Annotated in this window: 15 protein-coding genes; 4 read left to right on the forward strand and 11 right to left on the reverse strand. The window is 63.7% G+C overall.

All coding sequences use genetic code 11. The features are described from left to right. Window positions 1-107: 107 nt before the first annotated feature. The 3 genes from FJ430_RS25955 to speB form a co-directional block, all read right to left on the reverse strand. Window positions 108-1,085 (reverse strand): ABC transporter substrate-binding protein, encoded by a 978-nt coding sequence (locus FJ430_RS25955; RefSeq protein WP_226892256.1) that lies wholly within the window; start codon window positions 1,083-1,085, stop codon window positions 108-110. A 201-nt stretch (window positions 1,086-1,286) separates the two neighbouring features. Further along, window positions 1,287-2,063, reverse strand: coding sequence for a 4-hydroxy-tetrahydrodipicolinate reductase (gene dapB / locus FJ430_RS25960; protein WP_140703297.1), 777 nt, complete (start codon window positions 2,061-2,063; stop codon window positions 1,287-1,289). A 73-nt stretch (window positions 2,064-2,136) separates the two neighbouring features. Further along, window positions 2,137-2,940 (reverse strand): agmatinase, encoded by an 804-nt coding sequence (gene speB / locus FJ430_RS25965; protein WP_140703295.1) that lies wholly within the window; start codon window positions 2,938-2,940, stop codon window positions 2,137-2,139. 213 nt (window positions 2,941-3,153) lie between these two features. Between speB and FJ430_RS25970 the strand changes: the two genes are divergently transcribed. Next, the gene (locus tag FJ430_RS25970) at window positions 3,154-5,907 is read left to right on the forward strand and encodes a tetratricopeptide repeat protein (RefSeq protein WP_140703293.1); all 2,754 of its coding nucleotides are present in this window, start codon (window positions 3,154-3,156) and stop codon (window positions 5,905-5,907) included. 23 nt (window positions 5,908-5,930) lie between these two features. Here the strand turns inward: FJ430_RS25970 and FJ430_RS25975 are convergent, their stop codons facing one another. Next, complete coding sequence (locus tag FJ430_RS25975) at window positions 5,931-7,391, reverse strand: winged helix-turn-helix domain-containing tetratricopeptide repeat protein (RefSeq protein WP_226891920.1); 1,461 nt, start codon at window positions 7,389-7,391, stop codon at window positions 5,931-5,933. Between the two features lie 201 nt (window positions 7,392-7,592). Here FJ430_RS25975 and FJ430_RS25980 point away from each other — a divergent pair, with 201 nt between their 5' ends. After that, window positions 7,593-7,811, forward strand: coding sequence for a hypothetical protein (locus tag FJ430_RS25980; RefSeq protein WP_140648072.1), 219 nt, complete (start codon window positions 7,593-7,595; stop codon window positions 7,809-7,811). Window positions 7,812-7,895: 84 nt separating this feature from the next. Here the strand turns inward: FJ430_RS25980 and FJ430_RS25985 are convergent, their stop codons facing one another. Together FJ430_RS25985 and FJ430_RS25990 are read right to left on the reverse strand one after the other, a co-directional pair. Then, a complete protein-coding gene (locus FJ430_RS25985) occupies window positions 7,896-10,001 on the reverse strand; it encodes a molybdopterin-dependent oxidoreductase (protein ID WP_140703289.1) in 2,106 nt (701 codons plus the stop codon). 86 nt (window positions 10,002-10,087) lie between these two features. Further along, entirely contained in the window at window positions 10,088-11,965 is a 1,878-nt protein-coding gene (locus tag FJ430_RS25990) for an ABC-F family ATP-binding cassette domain-containing protein (protein WP_140703286.1), read from the reverse strand. A 239-nt stretch (window positions 11,966-12,204) separates the two neighbouring features. Between FJ430_RS25990 and FJ430_RS25995 the strand changes: the two genes are divergently transcribed. Beyond that, window positions 12,205-12,441: a hypothetical protein gene (locus FJ430_RS25995; protein ID WP_140703283.1), complete on the forward strand. Its 237-nt coding sequence runs from the start codon at window positions 12,205-12,207 to the stop codon at window positions 12,439-12,441. A gap of 320 nt (window positions 12,442-12,761) precedes the next feature. Then, entirely contained in the window at window positions 12,762-13,466 is a 705-nt protein-coding gene (locus FJ430_RS26000; RefSeq protein WP_226891922.1) for a lysozyme inhibitor LprI family protein, read from the forward strand. A 492-nt stretch (window positions 13,467-13,958) separates the two neighbouring features. Here the strand turns inward: FJ430_RS26000 and FJ430_RS26005 are convergent, their stop codons facing one another. The 5 genes from FJ430_RS26005 to FJ430_RS26025 form a co-directional block, all read right to left on the reverse strand. Continuing rightward, on the reverse strand, window positions 13,959-14,261 hold the full coding sequence (locus FJ430_RS26005) for a hypothetical protein (protein WP_140648170.1): 303 nt from the start codon (window positions 14,259-14,261) through the stop codon (window positions 13,959-13,961). Between the two features lie 3 nt (window positions 14,262-14,264). Beyond that, window positions 14,265-14,708, reverse strand: coding sequence for a MucR family transcriptional regulator (locus FJ430_RS26010; protein WP_140648171.1), 444 nt, complete (start codon window positions 14,706-14,708; stop codon window positions 14,265-14,267). 353 nt (window positions 14,709-15,061) lie between these two features. Next, window positions 15,062-15,283 (reverse strand): hypothetical protein, encoded by a 222-nt coding sequence (locus FJ430_RS26015; protein ID WP_140648172.1) that lies wholly within the window; start codon window positions 15,281-15,283, stop codon window positions 15,062-15,064. Continuing rightward, entirely contained in the window at window positions 15,264-16,247 is a 984-nt protein-coding gene (locus tag FJ430_RS26020) for a DMT family transporter (protein ID WP_140648173.1), read from the reverse strand. Before FJ430_RS26020 ends, FJ430_RS26015 begins: the two co-directional genes overlap by 20 nt. After that, a complete protein-coding gene (locus FJ430_RS26025) occupies window positions 16,247-17,080 on the reverse strand; it encodes a hypothetical protein (RefSeq protein ID WP_181175236.1) in 834 nt (277 codons plus the stop codon). Before FJ430_RS26025 ends, FJ430_RS26020 begins: the two co-directional genes overlap by 1 nt. Window positions 17,081-17,181: the final 101 nt, after the last annotated feature.

A 17,181-nucleotide genomic window follows, 5' to 3' on the forward strand; every position in this document is an offset into this window, starting at 1 on the left:
ACCGCTCTATCTCTTTGCTTGACGCAATTCCGGGCGGAAACCGTTTCACACTTTTCCTGGAATTGCTCCAAGGGCGGACCGATCGGCCCGCCCTCGCCTGTTGATGCTTACTTGGCGGCGTCGACGAACTCGGTCGTGTAGGTTTTCGACAGGTCGATCTGCTTGCCCTGCAGGCTCTTGGAGAAAGTCGACAGAACCTTCAGCACGGTCTCCGGTCCATCGGCCGGCATGCGGCCATCCGGCGTGAACATCGCCTTGCCGCCGGCCAGGCCCTGCACATAGAGCTCCTTGCTGCCGGCGTAATAGTCCTTCGGCATCTTGTCGGCGATCTCTTCGGCCGAGTGGCCGGCGATGAACTTCATCGTCTTGACGAAGGCATTGGCGAGCTTCTGCGCCTCGTCCTTGTGGCCCTCGAGCCAGCTCGACTGGACGTAGAAAGAGGCCGCCGGATAGTCGCCGCCAAGTGCTGCCTTGGTCTTTTCGGGCGTGCGCATATCGACCAACACCTTGGCCTCGCCGGTCTGGAGGAGCTTGGCGATGGTCGGCTCGGTGGTCATGCCGGCCTGGATCTGGTCCTGCTTGACGGCGGCGATGAAGGTGTTGCCGGCGCCGACCGGAAGCAGCGTGTAATCGCCCGGCTTCAGGCCGCTGCGAACGGCGAGATACTGCGTCAGGAAATCGGTCGAGGAGCCGAGCCCGGTGACGCCGAGCGTCGCGCCCTTGAAGTCGGCCGGCGACTTGATCTCGGGATGCTTGGCCGAGACCAGCTCGACCTCGCCTGGCGCCTGGCTGAACTGCACGATCGACTGGATGTATTTGCCCTTCGACTGCAGGTCGACGGTATGATCGTAGAAGCCGACGACACCCTGTACGGCGCCAGCCAGCAATTCGTTTTCGGCCTCGACGCCGGCGCGCGAGTTGATCAGCTCGACATCGAGCCCTTCATCCTTGAAATAGCCGAGCTGCTGGGTGAGCACGGCCGGCAGATAGATCTGCTTTTCCATGCCGCCGACGATGATGGTGATCTTGTCGGCAGCCGATGCCGCCGATGCGCCAGCGCCAACCATGGCAAGCGTCAGCGCCATCGAGCGCAGCGCGCGTTTAGAGATGAAACCGGTCACGTAATTTCCTCCACTGGGCGGCGCGCCGCGCCGCATTTCCTCCTGCCGGCCGCTCCCAGGCCGCTCATGTGGCGAACGCCACAAAACCGTCATGGCATGGCCAAGCTTTCAGCTGGCTTTCAGCCGTTTTGGCGGCCGTGGAATGGAATCCGGCGTGGTTCCCGGTCACGAGGCAGTGAAGCCGAGAACGTCGCGCATATCATATTCGCCCGGTGGCCGCCCGGCGACCCAGAGTGCCGCCGCGATGGCGCCCCGCGCGAACATCGAGCGGTCGCCGGCGGCATGCGAGAGCGTGAGCGTCTCGCCTTCGGTGAGGAAGCTCACGCTGTGCTCGCCGACGATGCTGCCGCCGCGCACAACGGCAAAGCCGATCTCGCCGGTGGGGCGCGGACCGACGTGGCCGTCGCGGGTGCGCTGCGCCGCATCGTCCAGCTCGACGCCGCGCCCGCGCGCCGCCGCTTCGCCGAGCATCAGCGCCGTGCCCGACGGTGCGTCGACCTTCATGCGGTGATGCGCTTCGAGAATTTCCACGTCACAGTCTTCTGCGCCGAGTGCGCTCGCCGCCTGTTCGACCAGCCCGGTCAGCACGTTGAGGCCCAGCGAATAGCTTCCGGAGCGCACGACGGCGATCTTCTTCGCGGCGTCGGCAATCGCCTCCAGTTCAGCGCCGTCGAAACCTGTCGAGCCGATCACCAGCGCCGGACCGCCGCGCGCGGCGCAGGCCTTGGCCAACTCGGCGGAAGCCGCGGGCGTGGTGAAATCGACGACCACATCGGCAAGCGCCAGCGCTTCGTCGCGCTCAAGCAGTCCCTGGTCCGTACTGCCCGGCCGATGGAAGCGCGCGACGAGCTGCAGCCGCGGATCGGCCGCGACGGTTTGCGCCATCTGCCGGCCCATGCGGCCGAGCGCGCCGGCGACGGCTATCCTGAGCGGCTGCGGCATGGCGATCCTGTCGAAAGCTGAGTCGGAACAATCCTCTAGCACGCCGCCCTGGCAAATTGATTCAAGCGTTGATTCAGGCGGCGCCGTTGGTCTTCAGCATCATGCCGGCGATTTCCTTGACCAGCTTGGCGGCGACCAGCGCCGTCACGTTGGAGAGGTCCTGGCGCGGATTGTATTCGACCAGGTCAGCGGCGACGATCGGTTGGTCTATTGCCTGGATCAGGCCGATGACCTGGCGGGTGGTGAAGCCGCCCGGCTCGCGGTGCGAGATGCCGGGGGCGAAGGCCGGATCGAGAGCGTCGATGTCCATCGAGATATAGACGGGTGTCTTGAGGTCGAGCTGCAGCCCTTCCCTGAAATGCCGCATCTCAACCACCTCGACGCCGAAGCGCTTGAACTGGTCGCGATGGTGATCGTTGACGGTGCGCAGGCCGATCTGGATCAGCCGGTCGGCCAGCTTCTCCTCCATGACGCGGGCAAAGGGCGAGGTGTGCGAGCGCGGATTGTCTTCATAGGCATGATAGATGTCCGGATGCGCGTCGATATGGACGATCGTGAGGCTCTGGTGGCGACGGCGCACCGCGCGCAGCACCGGCCAGGAGATCGCATGATCGCCGCCGAGCGAGATCAGCGGATGGCCGGCGTCGAGCGCGCGGCCGACCTCGGCCTCGATCCGCTGCCACGGGTCGCCGGGCTGGGTGAAATCGATGTCGCCGTGATCGACGAAGCGGTCCGTCAGATCGAAACCTGTTTCCGACCATGAAGTGTAGGCGTCGCTTGCGAGTTCGCGCCGGATCAGCGGCGGCGCCTCGGCCGGCCCGCGCAAATAGGACGAATTCTCGTCATGCGGAATGCCCAGAAGCGAGACCTTGGCCACGACATCCTCCCTCGTTGCCGAGACAAGGGCCTCTATAGACGCCGGAGCTGGCGGATGCGACCGGAGCCATTTGGGCCAGATCGCAAAGCGTGGTGCAGTCTTAGGCAACGCTGCGTGAATGTGAAGCGCCACACTCATCATCACTCGTGCGATGTGCTACTTTAGCGCCTGTGCGTCCGGCTGCACCCGGACCGTGTCCGAGGGGGGACGCCCATGCTGCGGCCAGTGCATACCCTGGTTCTTTCTTGCCTCGCTTTGACGCCGTTTGCCGGCGGGGCCTTCGCGGCCCAGACATCTTCGGAAAAACCCGACGATACGGCGAACAAGGCGGCGCTCGCCGAGGCGATCAGTGGATGCGACCGGGGCGCCTCGGTGCCGCTCGATCCTGGAGCCAAGGCGCCGCCTGTCCAGTATGGCGAGCTCTTCCCGCAAGACTTTGACCTCAGCAAGCTCAAAACCCTGGCGGACAAATGCCAGGCGGCAATGCTCGGCGCGCCGCAGGAAAAGCGGCTGACGCTTGAATGGCTGCGGGTCCAGGTCGCGCTCAACCAGGCGGGACTTACCTTTCTCCTCCCGCAGATCAAGCTGCTCGCCGACGGCGGCAGCCCGGAGGCGAATTATCTGCTCTACGAGGTCTATTCGGTGCATCGGCACGACGGCGCCGATGCCGGTCCACCGCCGGTCACACGGGCGATGGCGCTCGATGCCTTGCAGAAGGCCGGCGCTGCCGGTCATCTCACGGCGCTTGAAACGCTGCTCCGTCAGTATATCGAAGGGCCGCTGCTGCGCCGCGACGCGCATAAGGTGGTCGAGACCGCGCAACGCGTCATCGACGCGCCGGCCCAGGGCCAGTCGCCCGGCGAATGGGACAGCCAATTCCGCGCCGCCATGCCGCTGCTGATTGCGCGGACGACGCTGACGGAAGACGGCTTCACGAGCGACGAGCAGCAAAAGGCCTTTCATGCCGTCGAGACGGATTTCCAGTCCGGGACCAACGGCTCCGGACGATCGGCGCTGGCTTACATCAAGGCGCTGCGGCTGGGCCGCGGGACCTCGCAGGATGCGGCGAAGGCCAGGCAGTTGCTGGAGGCGCGCGTCGGCAGCGATCAATATGCCATACCGATGCTGGCCGACATGCTGGCCAAGGGCGAAGGCGGCCCCGCCGACGGCAAGCGCGCCATCGCCATGCTGCGTGCCGCCACCAAGAATGTCGCCGAGGCCGGGCCGATGCTCGCCGGCCTGCTCATGGACGGCAAGTTCGTCGGCCGCCAGCCACGCGAGGCGATCCAACTGCTCAACGCCTCGTGGGATCTCGACGCCGACATCAGGCTTGCGGGCGTGCTCCTCGACTATGACGGCATGCAGATCGACAATCCGGACCAGTTGGTCGGGCGCCTGAGCGACGGCGCCGACGCCGGCGAGCCAGGTGCCGCGCTGGCGCTGGCGCGGCTGCAGCTCTCTGACAATCAGCAGTTCAAGAACGAGGATTTGGCGCGCGCCATGCTGAAGCCGCTGGCGGACGCCGGCGACCGCGACGCGCTCTGGCTCTACGCCTCGACCCAATATGCCAATCTGGATTCGACCAGCTACCAGCCGTCGCGCCGCGACGACGGCTTGAGCGACGATCAATTGAAAGCCTTGATCGACGAAGGCGAGGCCAAGAAGGAGCAGCAGGCCTATCTGCTGCAGGCGAAGCTCATGCGCAAAGGCGCGGTCTATCCACAGGACGACCAGAAGGCGACGGCGATGCTGATCAACGCCGCCAACCTCGGCAGCGTCGAGGCGATGGTGCTGCTGGGCGACGCCTATGACGACGGTCTCGGCATCGACAAGAACCCGCGCGAGCGACTGCATGCCTGGCGCGAGGCGGCTCGGCGCGGCTCGCTGAAGGCAAAGAGCAAGCTCGCCAACGCCTTCACCTTCGATAGTTTCGACCATCTGATGACGCTGCGCGAAGGCATCACCGACCGCATCGCGCTTTACAATGACGGCATCGGCAGGATGGGCGCCGGCGTGCTCGGCAACGACGCGGCAAGCATCGAACTGAGCGGCCTCTTTTCCGGACCGGCCTCCAGCGCCGGAACGGCGGCGATCGCGGCCGCGGTGATGGATGCTTTTCGCGAGGCGCCGGCAGGGCTCGCGGAAGACAACCTCGTCGGTTTCGGCAAGGCGCTGCCCGACGAGATCCGCGCCGCGATCGAGACGACGCTGAAGAGCGAAGGCTTTTACACCGGCGAGCCGAAGGGCCATTTCGGCCCGGACGCGCGCAAGGCGCTGGCCGCCTGGGTCGACGCCAAAGGCCCGCTCGCCGAAATCCCCGTCCAGACCGCGGCGACGCAACAGGCCGCGCCGGCTTCAGGCCTGCTTGCGAACGAAATCATCGACCGCATCGGCAAGAAGGTCTTCGCCCAGGCGCAGGCCGCCAAGACCGACAAGCAGAAGATCGCCGCCATCAAGCAGCTCGATTTGCTCGCCGGTTACGGTGACCTCCCGTCGCGCTGGGCGCTGGTGCGCAACTACCATCAGGCAAAGGTGGTGCGCGCGGTGGTCACGCCCGAGAAAGTCACCCGCTATGGGCTGGACATTCTTGTGTCGAAGCCTGCCGGCGTCGACAAGGCGGAATTCGAGTTCATCTTCGACCTGACGCAGATCGCGCAGGATCGCAAATCCAAGGTGGTGGGCAGCGCCACCATCCAGGCGATCCGCGACGATCCGCGCCTGCAGGATCCGCTCACGCTCGGCGCCATCATGGGTCAGTTCGCCTTCGCTCCGGACGCCTGCGACTCCGTGCTCGCCGCCGCTAAGAAAGCCGGCGTCGACGGCGTGGGTTCGGACGGATGCGACGAGGACACGCGCACTGCCCTCATTGCCTTCGCCAAGGAGAAAGGCGCGTCCGGTGTCGATGCGGCGGCCCGCAAGGCGGCCGCGGACGAGATCAAGACGCTGGACGCTCAGGCGGCGAAGTAGCAAGGCAATAAGCCGCAACGGGCCTATTCCGCCTTGTCAACACGATCGAGGATCGCGCGATAGCGGCTGCATACGGTGGCGTCCTGATAAAAATCCACTTCCGTATCGATGATCTGGTCAAGGCTTAGTCCGCGATAATGTGCCTTGACCTTCGCCAGCACGTCTTGCGCTTGCCTGATTTCGCCGAGTTCGGAATGGCATATGATAAGACGAATGAGCGACCACGGCGTTACAGTGGCCATTTTCGCGTAGCAGGCAGCCGCCTCGCGATATCGCCCAGCCGTCGTCAGCAGAACGCCGCGGAAGTCGTCATACCATCCCACGGCGTATGGGTCGCGGCGCTGGGCTTCGGTTATTTCATCAAGCCCTTGCTCCGGCCTGTCAGTGTGATTGAGGAAAATAGCACGGATGCTAAGAATGAACGGATCGTTCGGATTGAGCGCAACGGCCCGGTCAAGGCTGATTTCAGATTGCCTGAATTGACGGAGGTACAAGTGAGCGAAGCCGGTGGCGAGATGTCCATAGGCTTCGTCGGGATCAAGGCCCAATGCTGTTCTTGCGATCTCCAGTCCGGAATGCAAATGGCCGGGATTGTTGTAGTCCCAATAGTACTTGATGGACTCCACAAAGCTTAGCATGGCGTGGGCAGCAGCAAACTGCGGATCAAGCTTTACCGCCTGGTGCAGAAACGGTTCCGCTTCGAGCACCGTGTCATAAACGGCTGCCAGTTGCAGCGCCCGTAGGTAAAACTCGTAGGCCGACATGTTGTTGGTCGGCCGGGCCCTGGCGCGCGACGCAATCGCGGTTCTGGCCTGCCGGGCCAGACGCGCTGCAATCATCCGGGTGATTTCGTCCTGGATGGCGAAAATGTCGTCGAGTTCCCGGTCGTAATGTTCGCCCCAGATATGAGCCATCGACGACGCATCGGTTAGCTGTACGGCGATCCGCACCCTGTTGCCGATCTTCCGCACGCTGCCTTCGACGACATATTGGACACCAAGCTTGCTCGCCACCTCGGCCGGGTCATGCGCCTTGCCGCGAAACTGGAAGGAGGAGTTCCGCGCAATGACCAGAAACTCCTTATATTTGCCGAGCTCGACGATGATGTCTTCGGTAATCCCGTCGCTGAAATAGTCTTGCTCCGGGTCACCGCTCATGTTGTCGAAGGGAAGTATGGCGATGGACGGTCTGGACGCCGCCGTATCATCTGCCGTAACCGCGAAGGGCCTGGGGCCTGCATATTTGTAACCGCGACCATGCACGGTTGCGATCAGCTCGGCAGACAGCAGTTTTCGCAGCGCCGAAATGTGGACCTGCAGCGTATTCTCCTCCACCACCACGCCGGGCCAGACCGCATCGAAAAGTTCGGTCTTGCCGATCACCTCGTCGGGCCTGTCGAGCAACATGGCGAGGATGTCGAAGGAACGTGCCGAAAGCTCCACCGGCCCTTTCGGGCCCAGCAACTGCCGTTCGGCTCGTCTCAAACGATAGTTCCCAAACTCCAAGTCCATTGGCCAAGAACCACCCTCGCGGGCAGGATAATCCAAGATGACCCTGAAGGCGAACTTCAGGGCCGTTTGGGATTCTTCGCTTCAAGCAATTTCAGAGCGATTCAGGACTCTTCAGGTTTAAGCCAAGGACCTGGGTGGGAAGCGCTGCCATTGTCGCCGCCACAGGAGGGCATCATGACCGACATCCTCACCACCGGCCCAACTGCCGTCCGGCGTCTCAAACTGCCGCGGCCAAGCATCCCGAGGCTGGCAATGCTCGCGACGTTCAACACCATGTTCAGTTCGATGGTCAATGCACGCAAGGCAGCCTATCTGGACCCTTTCACCAGTCTTGACCGCCGACCGCCGATCATCCCGGAAGACGATCTCGAAGGCCGGAATCCCAACTGGTGATCTGCAACGCCCTTGCGGATTGATGCCTGGCGGTGCGGCCTGCAGATCCGCGTTCTGGGCGCTTGCGCTTCTAATCCGAAGCGATCAAAGCGCCTTGAGCCAGACCTTGTTGTCATGGACGGCAGCGCCGCCATAGGGCGCCGGAGCATCGGCGCCGGTCAGCACGTTGATGCCCTCGCCGCGTTCATGCGCGCTGTTCGGCCAGATGCCTTCGGCGATCACCACGCCGCGCTTCACGCCATCGAAGAACCTGGCATGCAGCACCAGGTCGCCGCGCCGGTTGCCGACCTCGACGCGGCCGCCATCCTCGATGCCGAGCACTGCTGCATCTTCGCGGTGGATGAGCAGCTCGGGCCTGCCTTCCTTGGCCTTCGAGACCGGCGTCTCGGCAAAGCTGGAATTGAGGAAGTTGCGCGCCGGCGAGGTCGCCAGCCGGAACGGATGCTCCTCATCCGCCAACTCGATCAGTTCGACATGGTCGGGGAATTCCGGCAGCCGCCCGACCGGGCCGAACAGGCCCATGCTTTTCGGCGGCCGGTTGGGCGCCGACTGCCCGGTCCAATTCGGCCGGAAGTGGAACTTCCTGTCGGCATGGCCGAAGCCGTTGATGAAATGCGCGTCGTCGAAGCCGGGCTGCAGGTCGACCCACTTTTGTTGCTTCAGGCTGTCGAAGCTGCCCAGCCCGCGCTTGCCGAGGATGATGTCGATATGTTCGCGCTCGGTCAGGCCGAAACCCGGCCGGTCGCCGACGCCCAGCCGCCTGCCAAGCTCCTCATTGACGTAGTGGTTGGTGCGCGGCCCTTCCGGCGGCTCGATCAGCTTGGGGCCGAGCGTGATGTGCTGGTTGCCGCCGCCCTTGTAGATGTCGTCATGCTCCAGGAACATCGTGGCCGGCAGCACGACGTCGGCGAGCTTGGCCGTGTCGGTCATGAACTGCTCGTGCACGCAAGTGAACAGGTCCTCGCGCATAAAACCCTGTTTCACCAGCCGCTGCTGCGGCGCGACATTGGCCGGATTGGTGTTCTGGATCAGCATCGCCGTCACCGGGAGACCGCCATAGAGCGCATCCGCCGCACCGGTCAGCACCGGGCCGATGCGCGAATGGTCGAGATAGCGCACCTTCGGGTCGCGCATCGCTGTACCTTCCAGCACATCCTGGTTCAGCTTGAAGATGCCGGAGTTGGAGTGGAAAGCGCCGCCGCCCTCATACTGCCACGCGCCGGTGACGGCGGCGATGCAGGAGGCGGCGTGCATGTTGACCGAGCCGTTGCGCTGGCGGGCAAAGCCGTAGCCGAGGCGGAAGTAGGTTTTCTTCGTCGTGCCGACCAAATGCGCGAAAGCCTGTATCTCATCGGCGCTGAGCCCGGTGATGGCGGCCGCCCATTCGGGCGTGCGCGTCTTCAAATGCTCTTCCAGCCCGCGCGGATCGTCGGTGTATTTTTCGAGATAGGCACGGTCGGCCAGCCCATCGCGAAACAGCACGTGCATGACCGCGCAGGCGAGCGCGCCATCGGTGCCGGGCTTCAGGACAAGGCCGAGATCGGCCTGCTTCATCGTGGCATTGTCATAGATATCGATGACGACGATCTTCGCGCCGCGTTCCTTGCGCGCCCTCATCGCATGGGTCATGACGTTGACCTGCGTGACCACGGCATTGGTGCCCCAGATCACCACGCAATCCGACTTGGCCATCTCGCGCGGATCGGGCCCGCGCAAGGCGCCCGCCCCCATCATCCAGCCGGTCCAGGCGAGATTGGTGCAGATCGAGCCGAAGAAGCCCGAGTATTGCTTGGCGTGGCGCAGCCGCTGGATGCCGTCACGCTGCACCAGCCCCATCGTGCCGGCGTAGAAATAAGGCCAGACCGTCTCCGAGCCGTAATTCGCCTCGGCCGCTATGAATCTTTCCGCCACGAGGTCCAGCGCGGCTTCCCAGCTGGATTCCTTCCAGGCGCCCTCACCCTTGGCGCCGGCGCGCACCAACGGCTTCAGCAGTCGGTCGGGATGATGCACGCGGTCGGCATAGCGCGCGACCTTGGCGCAGACGACACCGGTCGTGTAGCTGTTCGCCTTGGCGCCATGGACGCGGCCGATGCGGTTGTCATCGAGCAACTCGACTTCGAGGGCGCAGGTGGAGGGGCAATCATGCGGACAGGCCGAATGGCCGATCCGGAGCTTGGCGTGCTGGTTCATGCGGGGTGTGTAGCGGGTTTTAGGGACGAGGTGTAGGGCCAGATAGAGCTCCTCCTTCTCCCCTTGCGGGAGAAGGAGAAACCGCGCTATTCCGCGATCCCTTCCTCATATTCCGCCGACATCGTCAGCCACTTGTCCTCGTTCTGCGCCAGCGTCTGCGCCAGTTGCGAGCGCTCCTTGGCCAGCCGCGTGGCGGTCGAGGGATCCTTCTCGTAGACCGCCGGATTGGCGAGCTCGTCCTCGATCAGGTCGATGCGCTTGCGCATGCGGTCCATCAGCGCCTCGGTGGCGCGGATTTCCTTCGCCAGCGGTTCCAATGCGGCCCGGCGCTGGGCGGCTTCGCGGCGGCGATCGGCCTTGGACGCCTTGTCGGCTTCCTTCTGCTCGCGGCGGTTGGACGACACGCCGGTGACCAAGGTCTTGTAATCCTCGAGATCGCCGTCATAGGGATTGACCGCGCCGTCCTTGACCAGCCAGAGCCGGTCGGCGGTGGCTTCGAGCAGGTGCCGGTCGTGCGAGATCAGGATCACCGCGCCCGGAAAATCATTGAGCGCATGGATCAGCGATTCACGGCTGTCGATGTCGAGATGGTTGGTCGGCTCGTCGAGGATGAAGAGGTTCGGGCCCTCGAAAGCCGACAGACCCATCAGCAGCCGCGCCTTCTCGCCGCCGGAAAGGTCTTTCGCAGCGGTGTTCATCTTCTCGGTCGCAAGGCCGAATTGCGCCACGCGGGCGCGCACCTTGGCTTCCGGCGCGTCCGGCATCAGCCGGCGTACATGCTCGTAGGCGTTTTCCTCGGGACGCAGGTCATCGAGCTGGTGCTGGGCGAAGATCGCCACTTTCAGCCCGGGCGCAACCGTCACCGTGCCGGTCTCGGCCTTCAGCCGGCCGGCGAGCAATTTGGCGAAGGTCGACTTGCCGTTGCCGTTGGCGCCGAGCAGCGCGATGCGATCGTCGGCATCGATGCGCAGCGTCATCTTCTTCAGGATCGGGCTGCCCTCGGTGTAGCCGACATTGACGCCATTGAGCGCCACGATCGGCGAAGCCACCGTCTTCACCGGCTCCGGGAAGGAGAACGGCCGTACCGTGTCGTTCACGACAGCGGCGATCGGCTTCAGCTTTTCCAGCGCCTTCAGGCGCGACTGCGCCTGCCGGGCCTTGGAAGCCTTGGCGCGAAAACGCTCGACGAAGGATTCCATATGCTTGCGCTGAGTTTCCTGCTTGACGCGGCTCTTTTCCTGCAGCTCGCGCTGCTCGGTGAGCTGGCGTTCGAACTGGTCGTAGCCGCCGCGCCAGAAGGTCAGCTTCTTCTGGTCGAGATGGACGATCGAGTTGACGGCGCGGTTGAGCAGGTCGCGGTCGTGCGAGATCAGCAAAACCGTGCGCGGATATTTCGCGACGTAGTTCTCCAGCCACAGCGTGCCTTCGAGGTCGAGATAATTGGTCGGCTCGTCGAGCAGCAGCAGGTCGGGCTCGGAGAAGAGCACGGCAGCCAAAGCCACGCGCATGCGCCAGCCGCCGGAGAAGGACGAGGCCGGCCGCCGCTGCGCGGCATCGTCGAAGCCGAGGCCGGCAAGGATGGTGGCGGCGCGGGATTCGGCCGAATGCGCGTCGATATCAGCCAGCCGCGTATGGATCTCGGCGATGCGGTGCGGATCGGTCGCGGTCTTTTCCTCCTCGAGCAGGGCCTGGCGCTCGACATCGGCTTTCAGGACGATGTCGATCAGCGGCTCCTCGGTGCCGGGCGCTTCCTGCGCCACCTGGCCGATGCGGGTGTTCTTCGGCAGGCTGATCGAGCCGGTCTCCGAAGGGAAATCGCCGGTGATCGCCTTGAACAGCGTGGTCTTGCCGGTGCCGTTGCGGCCGACGAGACCGGCCTTGGTGCCGGCCGGCAGGGTCAATGAGGCATGATCGAGAAGCAGTCGCCCCGCCATGCGCAGCGTAAGGTCGTTGATGATAAGCATGGCCGGCTTTTGCACGGGAGATCGACGCTTCGCAAGAGCCAGGGGCTCGGATGAGGCCCGCCGCGCTGACTTAAAAGCGCGTCGCGCTGAAGCGGATTCAGGCGACGCGCTTTAAGCCTTTGTTTTGCTGCATGTCGTTGTCCCAGAACCGCTGCACACTTCTGGGCGACATGCCTTGGCCGTTCAGCAGAAAACACGACGGACTGGAACCAGTTGCCGGCCGAAGCGTTTGGAGGCCCGTGATCCGCTATCTCGCCCTAGCCTTCATCTTCTTCCAGGTCGCCACGACAACCGCGCTGGCGACGCAGGTGGTTCTGTTCGAGGACCAGGCTGCTCAAACTGCTGTCCCGACTGAGCCCGCGAGTGGGCCGCAGGCCCAACCAACCTCTCCGCAGGCGGGAAAGATTGCGAACAGACCAGAGACGCGGGCGCCGGAACACCTGTTGATCCAGATCGATTCCGGGAGTGTGTTTTAGGCGTCGCCTATGAACGACTAGAGCAATTCCAGGAAAAGTGTGTGCGGTTGGGCTCGGCGCCTTCGCCGTAGCCGCCGTCCGGAATTGCGTCAAAACACGGAGATAGTGGCCGGCAGGACAGCACCCTGCCCTTCCAGCCTCCGCAGCGATCGCGGAGAGCGGCGAGGCACCGTCCTGAGACTGGGCGCTGCTCCGTCGTAGCCAATCCGCGCCGGTCACGCTTTACTTGCCGCGTCGTGGGATTGGCGTTGATCGCGGCTGTTGTCTCAACCTATGCTGGCGCGAGCGGCGGGGTTCGATTCAAGCAGAGGGCAGATCAGATGTCAGGCAAGACCACGCTCATTTCGGCTTCACTGGTGATCGGGATTTTCGCGGGCGCTGCCAGCCTGTTTCTCACCACGCCATCGGCCCACGCGGCAGCCACCGACTGCGCGGCAGCGAAGACGCAGGCCGACCTTGCTACCTGCACGGCAGCGAATGCCGCTTCGGCCGACGCGGGCCTCAACGCAGTCTACAAGGCGCTGGCGGGACGTCTCGCTCCCGCCAACCTGAAGCGCTTGCGCGACGCGCAGCGCGCCTGGATTCCGTTCCGCGACAAGGAGTGCGCCTTCCGCACCCAGCCTTATGCCGATGGCTCGGTGTACTCGACCCTCGTCGAGACCTGCAGGGCGGAGTTGACCAGGGCGCGGCTGGCGCAGCTGCAGCACCAATTGCAATGCCCCGAAGGCGATCTCTCCTGCGTGCCGCAAAGCGGCGGCAGTGCCGCGCCCGCGACGGCTGGCACCGCGCCCGCGAAACCCGCCCCTCCCCAGGCAAGCCAGAACGACACGCGGCCATGCGTGCAATCCGCCGGCAAGGCGAAGTCGGACCAGTATGTCTCGCAGTGCATCCAAGTGTCGCCGGCGACCAATCCGCCCTGCAACGGGCAGAATGTCTGCAGCATGATGATCGATGAGATCAAGCGCGGCTGCGCCATGATCGGCAAAAACAACCCGCCGGGCTTCTGCTCTGCTTATAAGGACTGAGCGGCCATAGCCGGGCTGTTACGATCAACATTCCCTGGCGGAAAATCAGCCCAGCGCGGCAAGACGACCGCAAGTTCGGCTTTGGTTCAATATTAGCACCACGAGTGGCGATACCACCAAAAAAGGACGGCAAAATCTTCCGGGCCAGGCATGATGCTTATCAAAAATGATTTTCAGTTTTGCCGCAAACCTGCAAACCTGTAGGCGCGCCGTGAGTCGTGAGTGGGCGCCAACGATAACTTGGTTCACGTAACTTGGCCCAAATAACTTGGCCATATCAGGAGCTCACGATGGATAGAGCGCCCAGCGATTTACGAACGTTGCGATATGTCGCGGAGATCACGCGCAAGTTGGCCAAAATGCTCTCGCGCACGCGCTACCAGATGCTTGTCTATCTCCTTGAAATGACAGCGGTTGAGGCGGAAAGCCTTGCCGGCGAGCAGGATTCCAAGCGAGCCCGGCCGGTCAAGCCGCCTCAGGCCCACCGCTAGTCTAGGCGCGCGGCGAACTGTTTGCCGCAAGGCGGTCCAGGATAACCAAGCAATTCAGTCTTCGCGCTTCGATGGCCGACGGGTCGTCGCATTCGACGATGGCGCGCTCGAACCGGTCAAGCGCGTCGAGCGCGGCAAGCATGTCGCCGGAGGGATCGCCCAGCGAAAACAGGATGCGCCGCGCCCTGACGCCGTTGGCCGCGTCCACCGAGGACTGGGCGGCTACGCCACGGCGCAACGCGCCGAGGGCGGCCAGATGGTCGCGCCATGGTAATGGCGCGACATCATCTGTTGCGGGCAACATGCCTCAGGCCTTGGCCTTGCGCTTGCCCTTGCCCGCGTCGCCGCCGGCTGGCTTGCGGCCGAGGCCTGAGGATTTGGCCAACGCCGAGCGGGTCGCCGAATAGCTGGGCGCCACCATCGGATAGTCGGCTGGCAGACCCCATTTCGCGCGGTATTCGTCCGGCGTCAGACCATGGTCGGTCGCGAGGTGGCGCTTCAACGACTTGAACTTCTTTCCATCTTCCAGGCACACGATGTAGTCGGGGAAAACCGAGCGCTTCGGGTTGACGGCGGGCGTCAGAGCCACCGCCTCCTTGACAACGCTGCCGCTGGCGAGCTTGCGAACCGAGGCGCTGACGCTGGCGATCAGATCAGGCAGGCCAGAGGCGGGGAGCGGATTGTTGCCGACATAGGCCGAGACAATGTCGGCGGTCAGCTCGATTGCAGTCTTGTCGTCGATGTTGGACAATTTTTTCACCTTCTGCTGGCCCTCAAATCGCCAGCTCTTTTTTAAGACTTTCGTCGGTGTATCGAATTGGACCTGTCCCCCAACGGACCGTCCATAATCAGTAAATCTACGAAACTCAATACCGGGCGATGTTTCTACGCGGACTGGAAACGCGCAAGTTAGGAATTCTAATAGCTATAGCCAGCGTTTTATAGCTCAGGCGGTCCGCCTGGATGCGCAAAAGGCGCTATAGCACTTCGATTCGCCATGAAAGTTGCTGAAAATCAAAGTTCAGGGCAAGTTCCGGCACGGCCGCGATAATCTACCGTCGGATAATCGAACATGCGCGATTCGGCGGCCCCACGGCAAATCGGTCATTTGGCGGCGACACCGCGCCTGAGTTCCGCGGGCGGCTTGTCCGCGAGGATCTCCAGCACGCGCTTCCAGCGCGCGCAGCGGCCGAAATCCTTCTGCTCGATGGCCTTTTCGGCCTTCATGGCCGCATAGAGCGGCGCCTCCGCGCCAAACTCCCTGACCAGCCAGTACGCCTCCTGCCTGGCGCGGCGTTCGTCATCGTCAACGGCCGTCTTGGACATCGTTCCGGGTCTCCGTACCTTCGACGCCGACCGCAAGGCAGCTGCCGATGACGAGGACGGCGCCGGCAACCGCCGTCATCGACAGGCTTTCGCCCGAGAGCGTCAGCAGAAATGTGGAAGCAATCGGCGTCAGATAGGCGACGACCGCTATCCTGCCGCCATGATCGAGCTTCGCCGCGCGCGACCAGAAATAATAGCCGAGCCCCATCGGGCCGGCACCGAGATAGAGGCCGAGCAGAAGGTGCGCACCGGTCGGGCGCACGACGCCGTCATGCAGGCACCAGGCAAAGGTGAGCGCGACGCCGATCAGCGCCGAGGGCAACAGCAGGCGCTCCGGCGACACGGCAAGGCGGCCGACGGCGAGCGAGTAAAAGGCCATGCAGAGCGCCGAGCCGAAAGCGGCAAGGTAGCCGACGAGGCTGCCGCCTTGGAACCAGGTCTGCGCGCGGCCGCCCGAAATGACCAGCGCCACGCCGACGAAGCCGAGCGCCGCCGCCAGCCCGAGCAGCAGCGGACGGCGCGGACGGCCAAGCAGGATAACCGCCGCGGCGGTCATCAGCGGCCAAGTGTAGGCGACGAGGTTTGCCTCGATAACCGGCATCGAGGCGAAGCCGATATATTGCAGCACCATCGTGCCGACCAGGCCCACGAAGCCGACAAGGTAAGCGGCAAGCGCGGATCCACCTTCCCCGACAAGGGGGAAAGGAGGAGTGCTCGTCAGCCGGATCAGCGCGAAGACCATGGCCGCGCCGCAAAACTGCAGAAACTGCACTTGCGACACCGGATAGAGGGCAAGCAGCGTCTTGCCGACCAGGGCGTTGGTGGCCCACAGCGCCACGGCGCCGAGGGCGAAGGCCAGCGCCGCCCCGGGGGCGACGCTGGAACGGTTTTGACTTTCCGGCGCGACCGGGCCGAGGCTCAGAGACCTTGACAGCGGCTGACGGTCGACCGGGTCGTGGCTCATTACCACGACTCCCTCGCCGCGCCGGAAACCGCTTCCGACGTCGGCTGCGGCACGGGATGCTCCTCGGCATGGCGGCGGTAGGCGGGCAGCTGGTTGGTCCAGACATCCTCCGCCAGTTCGTTCACCCAGGCACGGTCATGGTCGTTGTCGGCGGCAAGGTAGAACATGCGGTTATCGTCGACATAGGGTTTGATCGCCGAACGCTGGTTGAGCACCAGCGTGACGCGCTCGCCGAGCTGTATCGGCGCGGTGCGGTGGAGCACGCCAAGGAACTGGCCGAGCGTGGCATAGTTCATCTTGTGGTCGATGCGCATGATCTTGTTGCGCGGCAGATCGCGGCCGGATTCCAGGATCGAGCGGCCGGTCTCGGAATCGTCGCAATAGATCTCAAGATGGCCGCCGATGAGCGGGTCGCTGATCGACAGCGGAATGAGTTCGGTCACCGGAACGCCGTCGCAATGCCATTCGACCGCACCGTCTTTCGGATTCATGAAGGTGACGGTCGAGCCGACGATCGACAGTGGATACGGCTCGAGCTTGGTGCCCATCATGTCGGACAGTCTTTCCAGGCGCAGCTTGTCGTGCAAAAGCTCCTTGATCTCTGGAATAAAGCGGTCGGCGCCGGTGATGAAGGTGAGGTCGAGGTGCTTGTGCACGGCATGGCTGGCCTTCAACTTCAGGGCGGCTTCCTCGATGGCGGCAAGCAGAGCGGGGTCGTAACCGTGACGATACTGGGCGACGCCGAAACCAGACACTTTCCAGGACGTCTCATGACCAATGATGGCCTCGCGACTCATTGCGCAACGCAGTTCGGGAATTGTATGGGCGTTCATTCTACTTTCTCCAAGGTGGGGGCAACACTTGGTTAACAGTCATTTAAACGCCTACCCCTGTAAATTTAGGAATGCTGGTGGTAGCGTAAGCCCAGCTTAAG

Source organism: Mesorhizobium sp. B2-8-5 (assembly GCF_006440675.2).
GTDB lineage: Bacteria > Pseudomonadota > Alphaproteobacteria > Rhizobiales > Rhizobiaceae > Mesorhizobium.

What these genes read in the sequence shown, in the direction of transcription:
- FJ430_RS25955 (WP_226892256.1), bottom strand. Translation starts at nt 1,085, where the DNA reads ATGGCGCTGACGCTTGCCATGGTTGGCGCTGGCGCATCGGCGGCATCG.
- dapB (WP_140703297.1), bottom strand. Translation starts at nt 2,063, where the DNA reads ATGCCGCAGCCGCTCAGGATAGCCGTCGCCGGCGCGCTCGGCCGCATG.
- FJ430_RS25970 (WP_140703293.1), top strand. Translation starts at nt 3,154, where the DNA reads ATGCTGCGGCCAGTGCATACCCTGGTTCTTTCTTGCCTCGCTTTGACG.
- FJ430_RS25980 (WP_140648072.1), top strand. Translation starts at nt 7,593, where the DNA reads ATGACCGACATCCTCACCACCGGCCCAACTGCCGTCCGGCGTCTCAAA.
- FJ430_RS25985 (WP_140703289.1), bottom strand. Translation starts at nt 10,001, where the DNA reads ATGAACCAGCACGCCAAGCTCCGGATCGGCCATTCGGCCTGTCCGCAT.
- FJ430_RS25990 (WP_140703286.1), bottom strand. Translation starts at nt 11,965, where the DNA reads ATGCTTATCATCAACGACCTTACGCTGCGCATGGCGGGGCGACTGCTT.
- FJ430_RS26000 (WP_226891922.1), top strand. Translation starts at nt 12,762, where the DNA reads ATGTCAGGCAAGACCACGCTCATTTCGGCTTCACTGGTGATCGGGATT.
- FJ430_RS26005 (WP_140648170.1), bottom strand. Translation starts at nt 14,261, where the DNA reads ATGTTGCCCGCAACAGATGATGTCGCGCCATTACCATGGCGCGACCAT.
- FJ430_RS26015 (WP_140648172.1), bottom strand. Translation starts at nt 15,283, where the DNA reads ATGTCCAAGACGGCCGTTGACGATGACGAACGCCGCGCCAGGCAGGAG.
- FJ430_RS26020 (WP_140648173.1), bottom strand. Translation starts at nt 16,247, where the DNA reads ATGAGCCACGACCCGGTCGACCGTCAGCCGCTGTCAAGGTCTCTGAGC.
- FJ430_RS26025 (WP_181175236.1), bottom strand. Translation starts at nt 17,080, where the DNA reads ATGAACGCCCATACAATTCCCGAACTGCGTTGCGCAATGAGTCGCGAG.